Source organism: Streptomyces sp. NPDC048254, assembly GCF_043201895.1.
In the GTDB taxonomy this organism is placed as follows: Bacteria; Actinomycetota; Actinomycetes; order Streptomycetales; family Streptomycetaceae; genus Streptomyces.
This window is the reverse complement of sequence record NZ_JBICZJ010000012.1, coordinates 1-21,307: the sequence shown is the minus strand read 5'-3', so window position 1 is coordinate 21,307 and position 21,307 is coordinate 1. Positions and strand designations below refer to the sequence as shown.

General features: G+C 70.4%; 18 protein-coding genes, 1 tRNA gene and 1 pseudogene. 8 read left to right on the top strand and 12 right to left on the bottom strand.

Annotated elements, in window-relative coordinates; translation table 11 throughout:
* The 5 genes from ACGFZQ_RS30640 to ACGFZQ_RS30620 all read right to left on the bottom strand — a co-directional run bounded on the left by ACGFZQ_RS30640 (nt 1) and on the right by ACGFZQ_RS30620 (nt 5,177).
* Nucleotides 1-2,049, bottom strand: coding sequence for a copper resistance CopC/CopD family protein (locus ACGFZQ_RS30640; RefSeq protein WP_393843055.1), 2,049 nt, complete (start codon nt 2,047-2,049; stop codon nt 1-3).
* A 14-nt stretch (nt 2,050-2,063) separates the two neighbouring features.
* On the bottom strand, nt 2,064-2,525 hold the full coding sequence (locus ACGFZQ_RS30635; protein WP_393843254.1) for a copper chaperone PCu(A)C: 462 nt from the start codon (nt 2,523-2,525) through the stop codon (nt 2,064-2,066).
* A 92-nt stretch (nt 2,526-2,617) separates the two neighbouring features.
* A complete protein-coding gene (locus tag ACGFZQ_RS30630) occupies nt 2,618-3,271 on the bottom strand; it encodes an SCO family protein (protein ID WP_393843054.1) in 654 nt (217 codons plus the stop codon).
* A 129-nt stretch (nt 3,272-3,400) separates the two neighbouring features.
* The gene (locus tag ACGFZQ_RS30625) at nt 3,401-4,138 is read right to left on the bottom strand and encodes a YcnI family protein (RefSeq protein ID WP_393843053.1); all 738 of its coding nucleotides are present in this window, start codon (nt 4,136-4,138) and stop codon (nt 3,401-3,403) included.
* A 160-nt stretch (nt 4,139-4,298) separates the two neighbouring features.
* Nucleotides 4,299-5,177, bottom strand: coding sequence for a hypothetical protein (locus ACGFZQ_RS30620; RefSeq protein ID WP_393843052.1), 879 nt, complete (start codon nt 5,175-5,177; stop codon nt 4,299-4,301).
* 240 nt (nt 5,178-5,417) lie between these two features.
* Here ACGFZQ_RS30620 and ACGFZQ_RS30615 point away from each other — a divergent pair, with 240 nt between their 5' ends.
* The 4 genes from ACGFZQ_RS30615 (at nt 5,418) to ACGFZQ_RS30600 (ending at nt 8,361) form a co-directional block, all read left to right on the top strand.
* Nucleotides 5,418-5,867 carry an ATP-binding protein gene (locus ACGFZQ_RS30615; RefSeq protein ID WP_351744667.1) on the top strand — a complete coding sequence of 150 codons (450 nt, stop codon included), beginning with the start codon at nt 5,418-5,420 and terminating at the stop codon, nt 5,865-5,867.
* Between the two features lie 38 nt (nt 5,868-5,905).
* Nucleotides 5,906-6,481 (top strand): GNAT family N-acetyltransferase, encoded by a 576-nt coding sequence (locus ACGFZQ_RS30610; protein WP_393843051.1) that lies wholly within the window; start codon nt 5,906-5,908, stop codon nt 6,479-6,481.
* Between the two features lie 121 nt (nt 6,482-6,602).
* A complete protein-coding gene (locus ACGFZQ_RS30605) occupies nt 6,603-7,535 on the top strand; it encodes an intradiol ring-cleavage dioxygenase (RefSeq protein WP_393843050.1) in 933 nt (310 codons plus the stop codon).
* 10 nt (nt 7,536-7,545) lie between these two features.
* Nucleotides 7,546-8,361, top strand: a complete 816-nt coding sequence (locus tag ACGFZQ_RS30600; RefSeq protein WP_393843049.1) for a triphosphoribosyl-dephospho-CoA synthase — start codon at nt 7,546-7,548, stop codon at nt 8,359-8,361.
* A 1-nt stretch (nt 8,362) separates the two neighbouring features.
* Here ACGFZQ_RS30600 and ACGFZQ_RS30595 read toward each other — a convergent pair.
* The 3 genes and pseudogenes from ACGFZQ_RS30595 to ACGFZQ_RS30585 form a co-directional block, all read right to left on the bottom strand.
* Nucleotides 8,363-9,726: pseudogene (locus ACGFZQ_RS30595) on the bottom strand (PLP-dependent aminotransferase family protein).
* Nucleotides 9,727-9,812: 86 nt separating this feature from the next.
* Entirely contained in the window at nt 9,813-11,279 is a 1,467-nt protein-coding gene (locus tag ACGFZQ_RS30590; RefSeq protein WP_393843048.1) for an aminopeptidase P family protein, read from the bottom strand.
* A 105-nt stretch (nt 11,280-11,384) separates the two neighbouring features.
* On the bottom strand, nt 11,385-12,770 hold the full coding sequence (locus ACGFZQ_RS30585) for a PP2C family protein-serine/threonine phosphatase (RefSeq protein ID WP_393843047.1): 1,386 nt from the start codon (nt 12,768-12,770) through the stop codon (nt 11,385-11,387).
* 612 nt (nt 12,771-13,382) lie between these two features.
* Between ACGFZQ_RS30585 and ACGFZQ_RS30580 the strand changes: the two genes are divergently transcribed.
* Both ACGFZQ_RS30580 and ACGFZQ_RS30575 read left to right on the top strand, forming a co-directional pair.
* Entirely contained in the window at nt 13,383-14,057 is a 675-nt protein-coding gene (locus ACGFZQ_RS30580; RefSeq protein ID WP_393843046.1) for a bifunctional DNA primase/polymerase, read from the top strand.
* Nucleotides 14,058-14,111: 54 nt separating this feature from the next.
* On the top strand, nt 14,112-14,771 hold the full coding sequence (locus ACGFZQ_RS30575; RefSeq protein ID WP_393843045.1) for a hypothetical protein: 660 nt from the start codon (nt 14,112-14,114) through the stop codon (nt 14,769-14,771).
* Between the two features lie 257 nt (nt 14,772-15,028).
* On the opposite strand, the gene ACGFZQ_RS30570 is transcribed toward ACGFZQ_RS30575, so the two are convergent.
* The 3 genes from ACGFZQ_RS30570 to ACGFZQ_RS30560 all read right to left on the bottom strand — a co-directional run bounded on the left by ACGFZQ_RS30570 (nt 15,029) and on the right by ACGFZQ_RS30560 (nt 17,898).
* Complete coding sequence (locus ACGFZQ_RS30570) at nt 15,029-16,018, bottom strand: DUF5926 family protein (RefSeq protein ID WP_351744651.1); 990 nt, start codon at nt 16,016-16,018, stop codon at nt 15,029-15,031.
* 184 nt (nt 16,019-16,202) lie between these two features.
* Nucleotides 16,203-16,841, bottom strand: a complete 639-nt coding sequence (locus tag ACGFZQ_RS30565) for an ATP-binding protein (RefSeq protein WP_351744649.1) — start codon at nt 16,839-16,841, stop codon at nt 16,203-16,205.
* Nucleotides 16,842-17,070: 229 nt separating this feature from the next.
* The gene (locus ACGFZQ_RS30560) at nt 17,071-17,898 is read right to left on the bottom strand and encodes a glycerophosphodiester phosphodiesterase (protein ID WP_393843044.1); all 828 of its coding nucleotides are present in this window, start codon (nt 17,896-17,898) and stop codon (nt 17,071-17,073) included.
* 257 nt (nt 17,899-18,155) lie between these two features.
* Between ACGFZQ_RS30560 and ACGFZQ_RS30555 the strand changes: the two genes are divergently transcribed.
* Together ACGFZQ_RS30555 and ACGFZQ_RS30550 are read left to right on the top strand one after the other, a co-directional pair.
* Nucleotides 18,156-19,637 (top strand): S1C family serine protease, encoded by a 1,482-nt coding sequence (locus ACGFZQ_RS30555; RefSeq protein WP_393843043.1) that lies wholly within the window; start codon nt 18,156-18,158, stop codon nt 19,635-19,637.
* A gap of 56 nt (nt 19,638-19,693) precedes the next feature.
* Nucleotides 19,694-19,788: transfer RNA gene (locus ACGFZQ_RS30550), tRNA-Ser, on the top strand.
* A gap of 149 nt (nt 19,789-19,937) precedes the next feature.
* On the opposite strand, the gene ectB is transcribed toward ACGFZQ_RS30550, so the two are convergent.
* Nucleotides 19,938-21,206 carry a diaminobutyrate--2-oxoglutarate transaminase gene (gene ectB, locus ACGFZQ_RS30545; RefSeq protein WP_393843042.1) on the bottom strand — a complete coding sequence of 423 codons (1,269 nt, stop codon included), beginning with the start codon at nt 21,204-21,206 and terminating at the stop codon, nt 19,938-19,940.
* Between the last annotated feature and the right edge of the window lie 101 nt (nt 21,207-21,307).

Genomic DNA, 21,307 nt, shown 5'->3' with positions numbered 1-21,307 from the left:
TCAGCCGATCTGCGCGTTCTTGGAGACGGTCACCTGGTCGATGTCGGAGGTCCGCACGGTCACGGCGATCTGCCAGTCGCCGGCCATGGGGATCTGCACACCGTTGGCGGCCCAGTGGCCGGTGGTGACGTGGTCGGGGGCCACGGGAAGCGGCCCGATCTTCTTGGCGGCGAGGGTGAAGGCGACCTTCACCTCGGGGATGTCGAAGGCCCGGCCGTTGGGGCGCTGGACGTAGACGTGCATCTCGTTGGTACCGACGGCTGCGGGGTCGAGGTCGACACGGACGACGCCCTTGCCGTCCTTGCCGCCGGTGTCGAAGGACATGTCGAGGGTCAGCGCACCCGAGGACGAGTTCGATGACGAGGACGAGGAGGAGGACGCAGCCGCCGCGGTGGCCTTGGCGTCCTGCTCGGTGCGGCCCGGCTCGGTCTGCGTGAGCACGGTCGTGACCGCGAGCAGGGCGACGGCGACCCCGGCCTCGGCGAGCACCGAGCGACGCAGGCCGAAGCGGTTGGGGTCGGCGTCCCGGACGCGCTTCTGCCGGGCGGAGTCCTTGGCGGCCTGCTGCCGGGCCAGTTGGACGGCCCGCTCGGGGTCCTCGGAGTCGTCATCGACGAAGGCGCCCTTGCCGGAGCCCTTGGCACCGGAAACGCCGGAAGCGCCGGACGTGTCAGAAGCGGCGGACGCGCTGGACACGCCGGACTTGACCGACGCCTCCTTGGTGCCGGCCGACGCCTTGACGGTCTCCTTCTCCACCTCCGCCTCTTCCTCGGCCTCTTCCCCTGCGTCGGTGACTTCCCCGGTCTCCGTCACCGCGGTGTCCGCGAGCCGGCGCGTCCACCGTCGTGAGATGGACGCGATGCCGACCAGCAGTGCCACCAGCGCGATCTTGACCAGCAGCAGCTGCCCGTAGGCCGTGTCGGTGAACGCCGACCAGGAGCCGAGCTGGCGCCAGGACTGGTAAATGCCGGTGGCGACCAGTGCCACCACGCTTCCGAAGGCCACGCGGGAGAAGCGGCCCACGGCGACGGCCCCTACGGGCGTGTCCGCGGGCGCCCGGTAGAGGGCGACCAGCAGGGCGGTCAGGCCGCCCAGCCAGGTGGCGACGGCGAGCAGGTGGATGACGTCGACCGGCATCGCGATGCCCGGCTGGAGCCCGGTGGAGGCGTGCTCGGCCATGGCCCAGCTCGCCGCGAGCCCGGCGGCGACGACGGTCCCGCCGATGGCGAGCCCGAAGGTCAGGTCCCGCTTCTCAGCGCCCTCCTCACGCTTGTCGTAGGCCCCGAAGAGGACCGCGATGAACAGCGCGGCGGCCGCGAGCAGCAGCAGCCGGGAGACCAGGGCCGCGCCGGTCTTGGTCTGGAGGACCTGGCCGAGCAGGTTGAGGTCGAAGATGTCGCCGACGCTGCCGGAGGTGGCGTAGGAGCCGCGCAGGAGCAGCAGCCAGAGAGTGGCCGCGGTGAGCGTCAGCCAGCCGCCGACGACCAGCCGTTGCAGGGCCTGTACGCCGGAGCCGCGCTGCCAGCAGGCGAGCACGAAGGCGGCGCCGCCGACGAGCACGATGTATCCGGCGTACGACATGTAACGCCCGAAGCCGTAGAGCCAGCCGACGACCCCGCCGCCCGCGTCCTGGTCCCCGACCGAGGCGACGGTCGTGGAGGGCGCCCCGACGGAGAAGGTGTAGGCGCCGGCGACGGGGTGGCTGTCCGCGGAGACGACCTGCCAGGCGACGGTGTACGTGCCCTTGCCGAGCCCGCTCTTGAGCTGGACGCCGTAGGTCGTCCCCGTCAGGTTGTTCGGCTTGGCCAGGTCGACCCGCTTGCCCTTGGGGTCGAGGACCCGGATCGAGTTGTTGTTCAGCGACACGTTCTCGGAGAACGTGAGCGAGACCTGGTCGGGTGCCTTCGGGACCACCACCCCCTGGGCGGGGTCGCTGCCGGTCAGCGCGGCGTGCGCCGAGGCCGGCCCGGCGCCGGCCAGCAGCGCGCCGGTGACGGCGAGGAACAGCAGCACCAGCGTGCGCAGGCGGGGGGTGATGGTCCGCGTCAAGGTCGGTCCCTCCCTCAGTGTCCGGTCGAAGGGTTGTACGTGGCGGACTTCACCGGCATCTCGACGGTGAGCGGACCGGATTCGGCGAACTTCAGCTTCAGGGTGATCGTGTCGCCCTGTTTCGGGCGGCGCTTCAGCTTCTCGAACATCAGATGGTTGCCACCGCTTTTGAACACGAGTTGACCGTGTGCGGGCACCTCGAAGGAGTTGACCTCGTCCATCGCCCCGCCGTTGGTCTCGTGCATGGTGACCTCGCCGGCGGAGTCGCTGGTGACGGACGTCAGTTCGTCCTTCGTCCCGCTCTTGTTGGTGATCGTCAGGAACCCGGCGGCCATGTCGGCCGAGACCGGCTGGGGCATGTAAGAGGCGCCGACGGACAGTTCCGTTCCCGAGGAGCCCGGAGCATCCGAGCCGCCGCAGCCCGCCAGGACCAGGGCGCCCGCGAGGGCTATGCCGGTCGTGGCCACGCCGGTCAGGGCGAGCCGCCGCCCGGTCAGCGCCGGAAGGGGCAGCGCCCGGCGGGGCGGTGCCGGACGGGGCGGTGCCGGGACGGCTCGGGCCCGACGCCTCACGGGTTCTCCCCCTTGACCAGCTTGGGGAGGTCCTTGGTGTAGTCGTCGACGGTGGCGTCCTCGCCGTAGAGGACGTAACCGCCGTCGGTCTTCGGCGAGAACGCGATGACCTGGGTGCCGTGCACCGAGACGGTCTTGCCGGTCTTCTTGTCCTTGTGGGTCGGCTCGATGGAGATGCCCAGGGTGCGGGCGCCGGCCTGGATGGTGGAGAAGTCACCGGTCAGGCCGATGAACTGGGAGTCGATGCCCTTGAGCCACTTGCCGAGCTCGGCCGGGGTGTCGCGGGTGGGGTCGGTGGTGACGAACACGACCCGCAGCTTGGCCTGGTCGGCCTTGGACAGCGCCTTCTTGGCGACCGCGAGGTTGTTCATGGTCAGCGGGCAGACGTCGGGGCAGTGCGTGTAGCCGAAGTAGATGAGCGTCGGCCGGCCCTTGGTCTCGGCGCGCAGGTCGTACTTCTTGCCGTGGGTGTCGGTGAGTACCAGGTCCGGCTTCTCGAACGGCTGGTCCAGGATGGTCGCGGCCTTGTTCGAGGTGTCCCCGGCGACCACGGTGACGGGTGACTTGCCGTCGTCGCCGCTGCCGCAGGCGGAGAGGGTCAGGGTGGCGGCGGCGAGCAGCGCGGCCGCGGCGAACGTCTTCTTGCGCATACGAAAATGTCCCAGATGTGAGAGATCCGGCGCGCACCGGGGGCGTACGAGAACTGTCGGGGGCGTACCAGAGCTGTCGGAGCCACGACAGCCTCGCACGGCCCCCTGTGCGCGCTACGGACGTGGAGCTCAGGCCTCGGAGCCGGTGGACCGGCGGCGGCCCGCGAGGACGCCGTAGGCGACCCCGGCCGCGCCGACCACGATGCCGACGACGCCGAGGACGCGGGCGGTGGTGTCACTGCCGCCGGACGAGGAGTCGGAGTCGTCCGAGGCGGTGGTCTCGGTCTTGGCCGCGGTGTCCTCGGCCGTGGTGGTCGCGTGGTGGTCGTCGGTGGCGGCGGACAGCGCGAGGGCCGGGGCCGGGTTCTCGGGCTCCTCCTGGCCCTCCTGCTGGACCTCGATCCAGCGGACGACCTCCTTGTTGGAGTACGTCTGGATCGCCTTGAAGACCAGTTCGTCGGTGTCCTCGGGCAGGGCGCCCACGGAGAGCGGGAACTTCTGGAAGTAGCCGGGCTCGATCCCCTTGTCCTCAGCGGTCCAGGTGACCTTGGTGACCGCCTCGTCGATCTTCTCGCCGTGCATCTCCAACGGCTTGGCCAGCTTGGACTTGGTGACCTCGACCTTCCAGCCGGCCATCGGCTGTGGCATCACCGAGGCCAGCGGGTGGTCGGCGGGGAAGTTGACCTCGAGCTTGGTGGTCGAGGCGTCGTCGCGCTCGTTGGGGACCTTGAAGTCGATGACCGCGTAACCGCCCTTTGCGGCGGTGCCCTCGGGCTGCACGCTGACGTGTGCGAACGCGGGCGAGGAGACGACCAGGACGGCCGTGCCCGCGACGGCGGTGACGGCGGCGACACGAGAAATCTTCATGGCACGGAAAGCCTTCATGGCAGGGAGCACTCCACTCCGAGTGAGTTCTGTCGTTGAGGGGGCGCACGGGCAGCGGGAAGCGCACGCGCGCGTGCCGCGCGACGGCGGCAGGCCCCTCCGGATCCGGACAGATCCCGGGAAGTGCTCTGGTCGCGTCGCGTCAGGCGGCGAGAACGAGTTCGGCGGCGGCCATGGGCGGCCCGCGCCGGATCACGGCGTGCTGGAGTGCGACGGTGTGGGGCGCGGACGGTTCGTCCCAGGTGCTGCGACGGCTGTGCGCGGGCGCCTCGGGTACGGCCACGAGCCCGGCGCACAGAGCGCGCGCCAGCGCGAGCGCTCCGCCCAGGGAACGGACGAGCGCCCCCTCGGCGACTCCGTGCGCCGACAGCTCGATCAGCCGCAGCAGCGCCAGATCGCCCCGGCGCAGCAGCCAGCCGGCGACGAGGGCCGCGAGGAGGTGTCCGAGGAGCATGGGCACGGAGGGCAGCAGCGAGCCGGAGGCCCCGGTGGCGTCCGCCGCGTGGGTCGTCCCGCTCAGGCCGGCGGCCGAACCGGAGGTGCTGAGATGGGCGTCGGAGAGGATCTTGTACGCGTGGGCGGGGCTGATCTGTGCCGCCCCGGCCCCGCACACCAGCCGCGCGGCCCGCTCGACCAGCGAGGCGTCACTCGTCGACAGGGAAGACAGCGACGAAAACGACGACATGGTCGGCATCGACGACATGGAAGACATGGACATCGAGCCGGCCGACATCGCCGCGCCGCCGTGCTGGCCGAGCCCGAACAGCGTGTGCAGCACGGTCTGCAAGACCGCGAGCAGTGCCACGATCCCCGGCAGCGTGCGGGCCCGCCCGGTGAGCGGGGCGACGAGTGCCAGGGTGCCGAGGAAGCCCGCGCCGAGCGTCCACAGCGGAACGGTCGCGCAGGATGCCAGCGTGTGCCCCGCCGCGGCCAGGACGACACAGAGCGCGGCGAACACCGCGGCCCGCAGGAGCCGCAGTCCGCTTCCGGTGCGCGCCGTGCGCGGCTGGGGGGCGTTCATGGCGCGCTCATCATCGCACTGGGCTCACGCCCGCCATACGGCAGGTCCACAAGGTTCGGTTACAGGTGAAAGGAGTGAAAGAACCGGAAGATCGTCCTTGCTGTGAACCACCCGCTCATACACCGAAACCTCCCAAGGCGCATCCCCCGGATGGGCGTTCTCACATGAACGGAGTGCTTACACCCGCGCACGGGTGGCAATAGGTATCGGTATGTCGAGCCGCAGCCAGGAGGCTGGAGCATGAGCATCTGGTGGTCACTCCATCTGCGGCGCGAGGCCGCGAGCGTCCCGCTCGCCCGGCGGCTGCTGATCGGCACGATGGAGACGGCGGGCGTCGACCCCGAGATCTCCTACGACCTCTCGGTCGCCCTCAGTGAGGCCTGCGCGAACGCCGTGGAGCACGGCGGGGCGGGCCGTGCGTCGGAGGCGTACCGGGTCACCGCCTATCTGGACGGTGAGAAGTGCCGTATCGAAGTGGCCGATTCCGGCCCGGGGGTCGGCCCGGGGTTCGCCCGCACCCAGGAGATCAGACCCGCCCGCCCGGACGCCGAGCACGGCAGAGGGCTCTGTCTGATCAGAGAACTCGCCGATCACGTCCACATCGGCAACAAACCGGGCCGCGGCGGGACGGTGGTCAGCTTCGACAAGATCCTCAAGTGGACCAAAGATCCTTCTCTGCTTTCGGCATGACTCTCCCTCCTGCATAACCCGCGCGCTAAGGTGCGCGCATGATTCTCAGAAAGATTAAAGAAAAAGCAATCCTGCCCGGCGTGATATTGCGTCCCATTGCCGTCGGTGACGCGAAACCGCTGGCTGCCGCGTACGCCGGCAACCGAAAGCATCTCGAACCCTGGGAACCGGTCAGACCCGAGTCCTTCTTCACCGTCGAGGGGCAGGGCGAACGCATCGATGGCCTGCTGCGACAGGCCGCGGACGGGATCATGGTCCCCTGGGTCATGGAGTCGGCCGAGGACCGCCGGATCGTCGGTGCGATCACCCTTTCCGGAATTTCCCTGGGACCTTTCTGCAGTTCGTACGTCGGCTATTGGGTGGCCGGTGACCAGCAGGGCCGCGGGCTGGCCAGCGCCGCGCTGGAGCAGGTCTGCGAGATCGCCCGGGATGTCGTGGGACTCCACCGGATCGAGGCGTCCACGCTGATCGACAACACGACGTCGCAACGAGTGCTGAAGAAATGCGGATTCGAGACGATCGGCGATGCTCCGCAGTATCTGCACATCAATGGAGAATGGCGGGACAGCCGGCTGTTCCAGCGGGTTCTGCACGACCGTGATCCGGCTCTGTGACAGCGTCACCCCACCCCTGTGGCCAGCGTCTTCCCGCCGACTTCAGCTTCCTGGGCCTTCACAGCCGGTTGCCAGCCCCTGCCCATGCCCCTGACAAACGGCGTTCCTAGCTTCGTCGACCATGACGGGAAACCACAAAGACACGTCGATCACCCGCCGCCGCGCCCTCGTGGTGTCCGGCGGCACGGTGGCGGCCGGCGGCCTCGCGGTCGCCGGCTTCCAGTCGGCCTTCGCCGATGTGACCGACACCAGTACCGACGCGGACGCCACGGCCTCCGCCAGTTCCACCAGCAGTGAGTGCATGACGCTGATGAGCAGCGTCACGGAGGGCCCGTACTACCTCGATGGTGCCTTGGTGCGCAAGGACATCACCGAGGGCAAGGCCGGTGTTCCGCTCACCCTGCGCCTGACCGTCGTGGACGCCACCGACGGCTGCACCCCGGTCAAGGGTGCCGCGGTCGAGATCTGGCACTGCGACGCCTGGGGCTACTACTCCGGTTACACCACCGCCAACCCGGGCGGCTCCGCTCCCGCGGAGAGCGAGGAGGGCGACTCCGCCGACGACAACACCTACCTGCGCGGCTACCAGATCGCCAACGCCAACGGGGTCGTCAAGTTCGAGACGATCTTCCCGGGCTGGTACACCCCGCGCACCTGCCACATCCACGTGAAGGTGCACACGGGCGGCGAGAAGGAGGACGGCACCTACGAGGGCGGCAAGGTCAACTACACCGGTCAGCTGTTCTTCGACGACACCGTCGCCGAGGAGATCTTCACCCTCGCCCCGTACTCCAGGCACACCGGCAGCTACACCGTCCTCGCCGACGACATGGTGTACGACGGCGGCGGTGCCTCCAGCGGTCTGCTGACCCTGAAGGCCGTGCACAAGAAGGACCCTTCGAAGGGCTACAAGGGCTCCCTGACCCTGGGTATCGACCCCGACGCCGAGAACACCGGCGCCGGCAGCGGTGGGGGCGGCACCCCGCCGAGCGGCGCCCCCACAGGTGCCCCGCCCAGCGACAGCGCCTCCCCTTCGGCCTCCGCCTCCTCATAAGGTAAGGGACATGACAAGCCGCGAGGACGACGCGCTGGCGCAGGCCGCCGTGGCCGCGCTCACCGGTCAGCTGGCGCTGGCCCCGAAGCCGGGGCTGCCCGACCCGCGTGACCTGGACGCCCGCAGCACGCGCCGGGAGCACGACAGTCTGCGCTGGTCGGCCAGGGCGCTGGCGCCCGGCCTCGCGGCGATGGCCGCTTCGGCCCGCCGCACCGGCGAGGCCTCGCCGGTGCTGCGGGCGGAGCTGGGCTCGATCGGCCGGTCCACCGAGCACTCGGTGGGCCTGGCCGGCGGCGGCCACAAGGGCGCCCTGTGGGCCCTCGGCCTCCTGGTCGCCGCGGCCGCCCTGGATCCCCGGGCCAAGGCCCGCGAGATCGCCGCCACGGCGCGCAAGATCGCCGCCTTCAACGACAAGGGCGCCCCCAAGCGCCCCTCCCGGGGTTCGTCGATCTCCGCCAAGTACGGCGCGGCCGGCGCCCGGGGCGAGGCCAGGGCCGGATTCCCGCACGTGCGAAGGGCGTTGGACGCACTGGCGACGGCCCGCAAGGCGGGCGCCACCGAGAACCAGGCCCGGCTCGACGCCCTGCTCACCGTGATGTCCACCCTTCAGGACACCGAACTCCTCTACACCGCGGGTCCCTTCGGCCTGCGCCACGTCCAGGCGGGTGCCCGCGGCGTCCTGGAAGCGGGCGGTACGGCGACGGGGGCCGGCGCGGAGGCGCTGACGGCCCTGGACGCCGACCTGTACGAGCGCGGCTGGAGCCCGCGGGGCAGCGCGGGCCTGCTCGCCGGGGCCCTGTTCCTGGACGCCCTCCCGACACGGTGAGTCAGCCGTCCAGCACCTTGGCGAGCACCTCCAGGGCCTCCGGGTAGACCCGCTCCCGGGGCGTCCCGTACCCGACGACCAGGCCTGCGGCCGCCCCGCACCGCCGCCCCTGTGCCAGTGCTCCCCGAGGCCGCCCACCGCCAGCCCCGCGGCCTCCGCGCGGGCCAGCGTCTCCTTCTCGTCGGTCACGGCGACGAGCGCGTGCAGCCCGGCCGCGATCCCCCGCACGTGCCGTCCGGCACCCAGCCGCCCCAGCAGCTGGTCCCGGCGCCGCCGGTACCGCAACCGGCACGCGCGCACGTGCCGGTCGTAGGCATGGCTCTCGATCAGCTCGGCGAGCGCCAGCTGGCCGATGGACTCGGTGTGATGATCGCTGTGCAGCTTGGCGTCGGCGACGGCGTCGACGAGATGCGGCGGCAGCACCATCCACCCGAGCCGCAGCGCGGGACCCAGCGTCTTGGAGGCGGTCCCCAGATACACGACCTGCCCCGGGGCCACCCCCTGCAGGGCACCCACGGGCTGCCGGTCGTAGCGGAACTCCCCGTCGTAGTCGTCCTCGACGATCACCCCGCCACGCGCGCGTGCCCAGTCCACCACGGCCCGCCGCCGCTCCGGATGCAGGGTGGCTCCGGTCGGATACTGGTGGGCCGGGGTGAGGACGACCGCCCCCGCGTCCCCCAGCTCCGCCGCCCGCGCCCCATGTTCGTCCACCCGCACCGGCACCACGGTCCCGCCGTTCTTCCGCACCACCTCCCGGTGGAACGGCATCCCGGGGTCCTCCATGGCCACCGCGGCGGCCCCGCCCAGCACCCGTGTGAGCAGCGCGAGCCCCTGCACATACCCCGAGGTGACCATGATCCGCTCCGGCGGCGCCACCACCCCGCGGGCCCGCATCAGATACCCCGACAGCGCGGTCCGCAGCTCGATCCGCCCGCGCGGATCGCCGTAGTCGTACGCCATCGCCGGCGCGCCGGCGATGGCCCGCCGCAGGGCCCGCAACCAGGCGGCCGCCGGGAACGCCCCGACGTCCGGGCCGCCGGGCCGCAGATCGAAAAGCGGGGCACGCGCGCGTGCGGCCGCTTCGGGAGCGTCGGAGGCGCCGGAGGGGAGCGAGGCGACCCGGGTCCCGGACCCCTGCCGAGCGGTCAGATACCCCTCGGCGACCAGCTGGTCGTAGGCGGCCTTGGCGGTGCCCCGGGAGATCCCCAGCTCGGCAGCGAGCCGCCGGGTGGCAGGCAACCGGGCCCCGGGCAGCAGCTGCCCGACGCGAACGGCGTCCCGCAGGGCACGCTCCAGCCCAACCCGCCGTCCGTCGCCGGTATCACCTTCCAGGCGCAGTACGACGGCACCCCAGAAGTCGTCCACTCGTAACCCCCGTTGACTGGATCCACCTACGCAGAACACAACAATGGCCGGGCACCACCCAGGTACCCGGCCATTCACCCCATACGTCAGCTCTTGAGCGAACCCATCCACGCCTCGACCTCGTCCGACCGCCGGGGCAGCCCCGCGGACAGGTTCCGGTTCCCGTCGGCCGTCACGAGGATGTCGTCCTCGATCCGCACCCCGATCCCCCGGTACCCCTCCGGAACGGTCAGGTCGTCGGCCTGGAAGTACAGCCCCGGCTCGACGGTCAGCACCATCCCCGGCTCAAGGACGCCCTCGACATACGTCTCGGTCCGCGCGGCAGCGCAGTCGTGGACGTCGAGCCCGAGCATGTGCCCCGTCCCGTGCAGCGTCCACCGGCGCTGCAGCCCGAGCTCCAGCACCCGCTCCACCGGCCCCTCCACGAGCCCCCACTCGACGAGCCGCTCGGCCAGCACGCGCTGCGCGGCGTCGTGGAAGTCGCGGTACTTGGCGCCCGGCTGCACCGCCGCGATGCCGGCCTCCTGGGCGTCGTACACCGCGTCGTAGATCTTCTTCTGCAGCTCGCTGAAGGTGCCGTTGATCGGCAGCGTGCGCGTGACGTCCGCGGTGTACAGGCTGTGCGTCTCCACGCCGGCGTCCAGCAGGAGCAGGTCGCCCGAGCGCACCGGGCCGTCGTTGCGGACCCAGTGCAGGGTGCAGGCGTGCGGGCCGGCCGCGCAGATGGAGCCGTAGCCGATGTCGTTGCCCTCCACTCGCGCGCGGAGGAAGAACGTGCCCTCGATGTAGCGCTCGGAGGTGGCCTCGGCCTTGTCGAGGACCTTCACCACGTCCTCGAAGCCGCGGACCGTGGAGTCGACGGCCTTCTGTAGCTCGCCGACCTCCCACTCGTCCTTGACCAGCCGCGCCTCGGAGAGGAAGACGCGCAGTTCCTCGTCGCGCTCGGCGGTGACCTTGTCGGTCAGCGCGGCCTCGATGCCGGCGTCGTACCCGCGGACGACCCGCACCGGGCCGGTGGCCTCGCGCAGCTTGTCGGCGAGTTCGCGGACGTCGGCGGCGGGGATGCCGTAGAGCGCCTCGGACTCGGTCAGGGAGTGGCGGCGGCCCACCCACAGCTCGCCCTGCCCGGAGAGCCAGAACTCGCCGTTCTCGCGGTCGGAGCGGGGCAGCAGGTAGACGGTGGCCACATGGCCGTCGTCCTTCGGCTCCAGGACGAGTACGCCGTCCTCCGTCTGGTCACCGGTGAGATAGACGTACTCGACCGACGCCCGGAACGGGTAGTCCGTGTCGTTCGATCGGGTCTTCAGGTTGCCGGCCGGGATCACCAGGCGGTCGCCCGGGAAGCGGGCGGACAGCTCGGCGCGGCGGCGGGCGGTGTGCTCGGCCTGCTCGACGGGGGTCAGGTCGCGCAGCTCCGTGTCGGCCCAGCCGGACTTCATGCTCTCGGCGAGCTCGTCGGACACGCCCGGGTACAGGCCGTTCTTGCGCTGCTTGATCGGCTCTTCCGGCTCGGTTTCCGGGGTCTCCGGTGTGAGCTCGTCGGCCACGGTCATCCTCCTCGACACTGCACTGGATCCCGTCCATCGTACGGTCGTACCGAACGGCGACCCAGGGCCGGACGACTCCTGACCGGTTGACGTGGCTTTTTGACTGACCGGTCAGTCAAAACGGGCCGCGAGCAGCACCACGTCCTCCTCGCCGCCGGCCGAGTCCAGTCCGTTCGGCAGCACCGTGCGCAGCACATGGTCGGCGATCGCCCCGGGGTCGTGGCGCAGCGCACGCGGGATGCCCGCGGCGGCCGCGTGCAGCCGGGCGAAGGCGCGGTCCATGGGGTCGCCGGTGCGGTGCAGCAGCCCGTCGGTGTAGAGGAGCACCGTTTCCCCGGCCTCGGCCTCGATCTCCACGCTGGGCGCCTCCCAGCAGGCCAGCATCCCGAGCGGCGCCGAGACCGACGTCTCCGCGAACTCGGTGCGGCGCTCCCCGATCAGCAGCGGCGGGCTGTGTCCGGCCCCGGCCAGGGTGACCTTGCGCAGCGCGGGCTCGCAGTAGGCGAACAGGGCGGTGGCGGAGCGGGCCGGTTCGGTCAGGCGCAGCAGCAGTTCGAGGTCGGAGAGGACCGCGACCGGGTCCTCGCCCTCCATCACGGCGTACGCCCGCAGGGAGGCCCGCAGCCGGCCCATGGCGGCCACCGCGCTGGGCCCGGAGCCGGTGACCGAGCCGACCGCGAGGCCGAGGGCGGCGTCGGGCAGCGGCAGCGCGTCGTACCAGTCGCCGCCGCCGCGCGGGCCGGTGCGGTGCCGGGCGGCGAGCTGGACGCCGGCCACCCGGGGGAGCCGGGAGGGGAGCAGTTCCTCGGCGATGGTCGCCATGCACGCGCGCGTGCGCTCGACTTCCAGCAGCCGGGCCAGGTGCTCGGCGGCGAAGCGGACGTACAGGCCGATGAGGTGGCGCTGGCGCTCGTTCGGCTCGGCCGGCTCGTCGTACAGCCACAGGACCGCGCCCAGGCGGGCGGCCGCGTCGGTGGTCAGGGAGAGCGCGTAGCTGGCTGCGTAGCCGAGGCGGGCGGCGACCTCGCGGTGCCGGGGGTCCAGGCCGTCCTCGGCGAACAGGTCGGGGTGGACGATCTCGGCGGCGGTGCCGGTGTCGTACGGCAGCGCGCCGCTCGGGACGGTCTCCATGTGGCCGAGGTCCGCGCGGCCGAGTCCGAGGCCGAGCGTGGTGTGCGGGCCGAGGCCGTCGGCGGGCTCCAGCGCCACGAGACCGCGCCGGGCGCCCACGAGGGCGGTACCGGCGCGCAGCAGTTCCTGGAGGGCGGGCTCCAGTCCGTCGGTGCGGGCGAGCCGTTCGGTCAGTTCGTGGAGGGTGGTCAGGTCGGAGACCCAGCCGGCCAGCCGGTCCTGGAGGAGGGTGCCCGGTGCTGGTGCGGCGGGGGCCTTCGGGACGGAAGGTGCGCCCGGGGCGGGGGGAACCGGCGCGACAGTGTGTGCGGGCGTGGGGACCGTTGAATCGATTCCAGCCACTTTCGGAGGGTGCGGGGCGCTCATCGTGTCCGGCTTTCAGACCTGTGCGTATTGCTCAAAAGCATCGCAAACCCCCATGTCTTTCTGCGCCGCTAGCGGTGTCTCCACATGTACACGCACTCGTGAGGGGATGTCCAGCATTGTCCTGCTGGGATTCCTGGTGTCCGTGGGTCCCCGGTGACTTCTCCCGGGACGGCTTGCGCAAAAGCAAAGTTGGCTTAAAACTGACTCGGGTAACGGTTCATTGCGGTCGACTGGCCTTGCTCCACGGAGCGTCACAGCGGTCGTGATGGGTACGTACTCGGAGAAGGCCAGGGGTGGTTGGGGATCACCCGGAACCTGGCGACGGACCCGGGCGTCTTAACCACCGACGACCGTGCCCCATCCTCCCGTGGCGGCGGCGGAGAGAAACACTCGGAACGGCAAAACGCCAGACTTCGCCACCCCCATGCCGTGGCCGTGCTTTTGATAGACGCAGTATTGGATGCGGGCGCGGCCCCCGGCTCGACCCTTGGGGTTCCCCTTGCCAGTGCAGGGGTGTGATGCGCCAACAGGTACGCACAGTGAAGTGATCGACACATGATGTGATGTGGTCCACGGTGTTGCCAGCGGTGCAACGGAAAGGAACGAGCGCTCATGCGCGAGATCCTCGGAAGGCGACGCAGGCTCCTGTCCAGGCGAAAAGACAAGGGGCCTGATTTTCTCGGCGCGGCCCTGACCTTCGCGACGGAATGGCAGTGGCCCGTACTCCCGGGTGTGGCCCCGGACCCGCAGGGCCGGGCCCGCTGTGCCTGCCCCGACCCGGAGTGCACGGTGCCCGGTGCGCACCCCTTCGACCCCGGTCTGCTCGCGGCCACCACCGACGAGCGCATGGTGCGCTGGTGGTGGGGCAACCGGCCGGCCGCGCCGATCATCCTCGCCACCGGAGCCGTCGGCGGGAACGCGCCCTGCGCGGTCAGTCTGCCCGCCCTCGCGGCCTCCCATGCCCTGACTCTTCTCGACCGCCGCGGCATGCGCCTCGGCCCGGTGGTCGCGGCGCCCACCCGCTGGGCGCTGCTCGTCAAGCCGTACTCCATGGAGCAGTTGGGCGAGCTGCTGTACGCCAAGGACTTCGTCCCCGGCTCGCTCCGCTTCCACGGGGAGGGCGGCTATCTCGCCCTGCCCCCCTCCGAGACCGGCCAGGGCGCCATCCGCTGGGAGCGCGCCCCGCTGCCCGGCTCGGCCAAACCCTGGGTGCCCGATGTGGAGGCCGTGGTGGACGCCGTGGTCGACGTCCTCACCCGTACGGGTGTGAGCGCACCCGAGTTGTAAGGGTGTCGGGCGCGAGAACGCGGCTTCTCGTGCCTCGCTGGTTATCTTCCGCACATGCTGCGTAATTCTGGGGGGCAACCCCCAGACCCCCGACTACGTCTGCTCGCCCTCGCGGGCGTCATGGTGTGCGCGGTCGCGCTGCCGCTGACCGTGGCGTCCGCGGGACAGGTGGGCGACGCCGCCGGACACCCTGCCCGGAGTGACGACGAGAAGCTGCCGGCGCCCGTCCGGTCCCCCCTGGTGCTCGGCCTGGGCCTGGCCACGGCCGCCCGCTGCGGTCCCGAACTCACCTCCCCCGGCGGAGTGGAGGCGCAGACCTGCGTGATGGCCCAGGGCGCGGACACCTGGGCGCGCACCTACTACCGCAACGCCACCGGGGCGGACCTGGAGCCCGTGCTGAGTCTCATGGGCCCGCACGGCCGCACCGTGCAGACGCACTGCGCCGCGGACGCCGCCGACGAGCCCGCCACCTGTGAGACGCCCCGGGAGCACGCGCGGGGCGCGCTGGACGCCTACACGGCCGTCACGGAGTTCGCGGCGCGCGACGGCGACGGACCACTGCTGCTGCGCAGCGCGAGCAACTCGGCGAGCGACTCCGGCAGTGGCTCCGGGAGCGGGGCTGTGAGTGGCTTCGGGAGGGGCGCTGCGGGCGACTCGGCCGACGGCTCCGGGGGCTCGTTCGAGGGCAACTCCGGTGGGTCAAACGGGAGTTGACGTATCGCTACGGTCCGTACACCGGACGCCGGCATGAACGCGGGCATGAAAAGGCCCGGTTGCTGGCGACGGGGGATGCACCAGCAACCGGGCTACTGAGACGGTAACAAGAGATCGGCGGTTCGCAAATTCGATCTCGGCTATTCGGACACGTATTTGCCTGCCACGTAGGGAAGTTGTGACAGGAGTCACCCGAGTCAACGGGCCCGGAGCGGCTGACCGGTCGGTCAGCCGCGTCCCTCCCCCGACCCTGATCGTCAGCTGAGCGTGACCTGTCGGTTGGTCAGCCCGCCACGGGCCCGGCGCTCGTCCGCCGTGAGCGGTGCCTCCGAGGCCAGAGCGGTCGCGAGCCGCTCGGCGAACTCGGCGGCCGGCTTCTCCACGTCCTCGGCGCCGACCCCGCTCGGCAGGTCCCAGACCGGCACGGTGAGACCGTGGGCGCGGAAGGAACCGACCAGCCGGGTTCCCTCGCCGAGGCCGGACCTGCCCGCCGCGTGCAGCCGCGCGAGAGCGTCCAGAAGCTGCTCCTCGGGATACGGCATGACCCACCGCAGATGGTTCTTATCGGGCGTTTCGCACCAGTAGGCGGAGTCGACGCCGGTCAGCTTCACCGTCGGGATGGCGGCCGCGTTGGCCCGCTCCAGGGAGGCGGTCACCTCCGCGGTGGCGTTCTCCGCGTCCTGCACCCAGAACTCGAAGCCGTCGTGCACGACCGGCGCGAACGGGCCCTCGGGGTCGAGCAGGTCCTGCAGCCGGGGGCTGTCGGCGGGGGCGCGGCGGCCCTGCACCGGGGTGCCCGGATCGGCGGCGAGGGCGCGCTGGAGGGTGTCGGCGAGGTCGCGGCTGATGTCGCCGGACGCCGTGTCGTTCTGCAGGCCGAGGAGGACGGTGCCGTCCTCGCGCCGGAGCGCCGGCCAGGCCATCGGCAGCACCGTCGCGAGCGTGACCGAGGGGACGCCCTCGGGCAGGCCGTCCTTCAGGGTCAGCTCGACCGTGGCGGCGGGCACCAGCTCGCGCAGTGCCACCCAGTCGCCCTCGCCCGCCAGCCCCTCGAACGGGCGGTGCACCAGCTCGGTCGCCGCGTGCGCGGCCGCCCGGCCGTGGCACGCCTTGTAGCGCCGGCCGCTGCCGCAGGGGCAGGGTTCACGGGCACCGACAACCGGAAAGTCTCCATCAGCGCCTTCGGCCCGGGCCGCATCGCTGAGCTGCGGCCGCGTGGCCTTTGTCTGGGGTCGCTTCTTGGCCATCTGGGTGTCTCCCGGTTACGGCTCGTCTCGTACTGGCGGGAGCCTAGCCGTTCACGCGCTGGACCACGGGTACCTGTGGACGGAGCCGCGGAGCGGGCACCGCCGGACCGGGTCGGTACGGCTCGGTACAGGCCGGTACCGGTCAGTCCAGGACGGCACTCCGGTCAGTCCAGGTCGGTACCGGTCAGTCCAGGTCGTCGAACGCGTCGGAGAAGTCCAGACCGGACATCTCCGGGGCCGCGGATGCCGTGACGCGCGTAGCGAAGGCGTCGCGGCGGACCGTGCCATCCGGATCACTCACGTCCTTCTGGACCACGACCCAGACCGTCACCTCGCCCCGGGCGTCGTCCCGGACCCCCCAGTCGTCCGCCAGGGCCGTGATGATGTTCAGCCCGCGGCCGCCGTGTGCCGTGACCGACGGGGTCATGGGAGCCGGGCGGGTCGGTCCGCCACCGTCCGTCACCTCGACGATCAGCCGGCCGCGCGTGTCCACCCGCCAGGCGGCCCGGACGTCGCCGTCCCCGGCCAGCGCGTCCCCCAAGGGGCGCCCGTGTTTGCACGCATTGCTCAAAAGTTCGGAAAGGATGAGTACGGCATCGTCGATGACCGATTCCGATACGCCACCGGTGCGCAACTGATCGCGCATGCGGTGCCTCGCCTTCCCCACGCCCGCAGGGCCATGGGGTACGGCCATGCTCGACGACGTGGGCACCTCCTGTGCCACCACCAACGCCACCCCCGAGACCTCCTTTGCCCCACGCCACGGTGTGGATGCCCCATCGGCCTGAACCGGAAACCGGCCAATGAATGTCCGGTGACGCATTCGCAACGAACGAATGCGGACCGAACGCGCCGGAGCACACCCTGTGACGGGTACGTCGCCATATCCCCCAGGTATGGCTTCGTGTGGCTGGATTTCGATGGTGTGGCCGATACGTGAGGATGCTGTGGGAGAGCTGTCGGGTCAAGGGGTGTGGTGATTCCTTACGCGACTCTTTATCTGAGCCTCGATCAGCACGTCGATCAGCGGCATGGGCGCAGGCTCGTCGGGCTCATCGTCCGAGCCGCCGCAGCACCGCCCCGGGCCGGTTGGTGATGATCGCGTCGACACCGAGCTCCAGGCACAGATCCACGTCCTCCGGCTCGTTCACCGTCCAGACGTGCACCTGGTTGCCGTTCCGCTTCAGCCGTTCGATGTAGGTGGGGTGGTTGCGCACGATCCGGATCGAGGGGCCCGCGATCCGCACCCCGGCCGGCAGCCGGCCGTCGCGCAGCCGAGGTGAGAGGAACTGCAGCAGATAGACCGTCGGCAGCGTCGGCGAGGCCGCCCGCACCCGGTGCAGCGACCGCGCGGAGAAGCTCATGACCCGCACCTGTGCCTCGGCGGCCGTGGCCGGAGCGTCCAGGCCGAACCGCTTCAGCAGCAGCATCAGCCGCTCCTCGACCTGCCCCGCCCACCGCGTGGGGTGCTTGGTCTCGATCGCCAGCTCCACCCGCCGCCCGGCGTCCGCGACCAGCTCCAGCAATCGCTCCAGTGTGAGTACGGAGGTGTCCGCGCGGTCCTCCGGCCGGAACTCCCATTCGGGCTCCTCGTCCCGTCCCCGCCAGGCCGGGCCCTTCTTCCAGGAACCGAAGTCCAGGGCCGCCAGGTCGGCGAGCTCCAGGGCCGAGACGGCCCCCCGCCCGTTGGACGTACGGTTGACCCGTCGGTCGTGGACACAGACCAGGTGGCCGTCCGCGGTCAGCCGGACGTCGCACTCCAGGGCGTCGGCGCCGTCCTCGATGGCCTTCTTGTAGGCGGCAAGGGTGTGCTCGGGGGCGTCCTCGGAGGCCCCGCGGTGCGCGACGACCTGGATGCGATGCTGTGGTGCGTGGGTCACCGCGACATGGTGCCACCGAGCGGGCGCACGTGGGGGTATCCCCGATGCCAGCAAAGGGAACTTTTGTCGGACAGGCCCTATATAAAGGTTATCGGTGTACCCACAGCCACCGCTTATGGTGCTCTGACGGCCTGTGGGAAAAGCTGACGGCATACAAAAGCACATGCACAGCTGAATCGCGCCGGACCGACAGCAAGCGTGAAAGAGCGTGACCGAGTGCGACCGAGACGAAAAGCCGTGGACCGAGGAGAGAAGCTGTGAGCACCGAGAACGAGGGCAACCCGGTACCTCCGGCCCCGTCCGCACCTCCCGTGCCGCCGACGTCTCCCGCTGCTTCACCGCAGGCAGCCGCGTCCGACGGCGGGGAAGCGCCGACCACCCCGATCCCGCCGGTGCCCCAGGGGGCGCCCGCAGGTGACCCTTACGCGCCCCCGCCGCAGGCCCCCGCCGAGGGTTCCTGGCCGCCCCCGGCTCCCGCGATCCCTTCCTACGCGGACGCCGGCGCGGGTGCAGGTGCGGCTGCCGGGGCCGGCTGGGGCTCGCCGTACGACCAGCACCAGCAGTACCAGCAACACCAGCCGTTCCAGCAGCCGCAGCCCGCGCCGAAGAAGGGCAGCGGGCGCGGCGGTCTGATCGCCGCCGTTCTGGTGGCCGCGCTGGTCGCGGGCGGCATCGGCGGCGGCCTCGGCTACACGCTGGCCAAGAACAACGACGACGTGGGCTCCACGACCGTCTCCGCCTCCTCCGACGGCGGCGCCACCCAGGTCAAGCGCGCGGCCGGCACCATCGCGGCGGTGGCCCACAACGCGCTGCCCAGCACGGTCACCATCGAGGCCGAGTCGACCAGCGGCGAGGGCGGCACGGGCACCGGGTTCGTCTTCGACACCCAGGGCCACATCATCACCAACAACCACGTGGTCGCGGACGCCCTCGACGGCGGCAAGCTGACCGCGACGTTCCCGGACGGCAAGAAGTACGACGCCGAGGTCGTCGGCCACGCGCAGGGCTACGACGTCGCCGTCATCAAGCTCAAGAACCCGCCGTCGGACCTCAAGCCGCTCGCCCTGGGCAACTCCGACAACGTGGCGGTCGGCGACGAGACGATCGCGATCGGCGCCCCCTTCGGCCTGTCCAACACGGTCACCACGGGCATCATCAGCGCCAAGAACCGCCCGGTGGCCTCCAGCGACGGCAGCTCCACCAGCAAGGCGTCCTACATGAGCGCCCTGCAGACCGACGCCTCCATCAACCCGGGCAACTCCGGTGGCCCGCTGATGGACGCCTCCGGCGCGGTGATCGGCATCAACTCCGCGATCCAGTCCGCCTCCAGCGGCGGCCTGGGCAGCACCGGGCAGTCGGGCTCGATCGGCCTGGGCTTCGCCATCCCGATCAACCAGGCCAAGTACGTGGCCCAGCAGCTGATCAAGACCGGCAAGCCGGTCTACGCGAAGATCGGCGCGTCGGTGTCCCTGGAAGACTCGACGAACGGTGCGCAGATCACCGACGCGGGCACGGGCGGCTCCGCCGCGGTCGAGTCGGGCGGGCCCGCGGACAAGGCCGGCCTCAAGCCCGGCGACGTCATCACCAAGCTCGACGACTCGGTGATCGACAGCGGCCCGACCCTGATCGGCGAGATCTGGACCCACAAGCCCGAGGACAAGGTTCAGATCACCTACAAGCGGGGCGGCAGCGAACACACGGTCACCGTCACCCTCGGCTCCCGCGTCGGCGACAACTGATCCGCACACGCGCGCACGAACCGGTTACTCTGTTCCCCGCGCCGATCTCGGTCGGCGCGGGGTGGGTTGCCCGAGCGGCCTAAGGGAACGGTCTTGAAAACCGTAGTGACGTGAAACCGTCACCGTGGGTTCGAATCCCACCGCCTCCGCAGGTCATAGACGTGCTGGTCAGAGGGGGTGTTCCTCAGCGAGGGACACCCCCTCTGCATGGAGGGTGTCTCACCTTGATCCGTCTCTGTCGCATTGTGGATCAGCGCGTGTGGACCAGGCGTGGACCAGATCTTGGTCGGTAGTCCCAGCTCAAGCAGTCTCTGCCACTGTGCGAGAAAGGATGCGCAATCCTTCGTCCAACTCATCCGATGTCACGGTGAGGGGTGGCAACAGCTTCACTACTTCGCTGTCGACACCGGAGGTTTCCAGCAGCAGTCCGCGTTCGAACGCACGAGCGCAGATAGCGGAGGCCCGCGACTTGTCGGCGAACTCCAGCCCCCACACCAGGCCGCGACCGCGGTAGGTCGCCCCGAGCGCGCTGTACTCCTTGCAGAGAGCCCGGAGAGCCTGCTCGATCTGCTCGCCGCGTGCGAGGGTCTGCTTCTCCATCTGCTGGTCGAACCAGTAGGTACTGAGCGCGGCCGTGGCCGTGACGAAGGCCGGGTTGTTGCCCCGGAAGGTGCCGTTGTGCTCCCCTGGCTCCCAGACGTCCAGTTCGGGTTTGAACAGGCACAGCGACATGGGTAGTCCATACCCGCTTATGGACTTCGACAGGGTGACGATGTCCGGGACGATCCCTGCTTCCTCGAAGGAGAAGAAGCCACCGGTGCGTCCACAGCCCATCTGGATGTCGTCGACAATCAACAGCATGTCGTGGCGGTCGCACAGGCTCGCGAGGCCACGCAGCCACTCGGGACGCGCGACATTGATACCGCCTTCACCCTGCACAGTTTCGACGATGACGGCGGCTGGCTTGTTGAGGCCGGACCCTCGGTCCTCCAGCATTCGTTCGAACCAGAGGAAGTCGGGTACGCGGCCGCCGAGGTAGTTGTCGAACGGCATCGGAGTGCTGTGTACGAGGGGGATGCCGGCCCCCGCGCGCTTGAAGGCGTTACCGGTGACGGCGAGGGAGCCAAGAGACATGCCATGGAAGGCGTTCGTGAACGACACGATCGCCTCGCGGCCCTTGACCTTCCGCGCCAACTTGAGCGCCGCTTCTACGGCGTTTGTTCCGGTGGGCCCGGTGAACATGACCTTGTAAGAGAGATGACGCGGTGCCAGCACCAGCTTGTTGAAGGACTCCAGGAAGGCGCGCTTGGCGGTCGTCGCCATGTCGAGACCATGCGTGATGCCGTCACGTTCCAAGTAGTTGAGCAAAGCGCGCTTCAGCACCTGGTTGTTGTGACCGTAGTTGAGAGAGCCCGCGCCGGCGAAGAAGTCGAGGTAGGTGTGCCCGTCTTCGTCGGTTAAGTAGCTGCCGCGGGCGCTGTCGAAGACAGTTGGCCAGCCTCGGCAGTAGCTGCGGACCTCGGACTCAAGGGACTCGAAGATGTCAAGAGCAGGTGGGGTGACAGTCATGAGGTACTCCGTAAGTTGTTAGGTGGCCCGGGAGGGCCGGATGTGGCTTATGGGGTCTTGCCTTCAGTGGCTTCTCAGGAGTGGCCGTCCGGCTCTCCGGG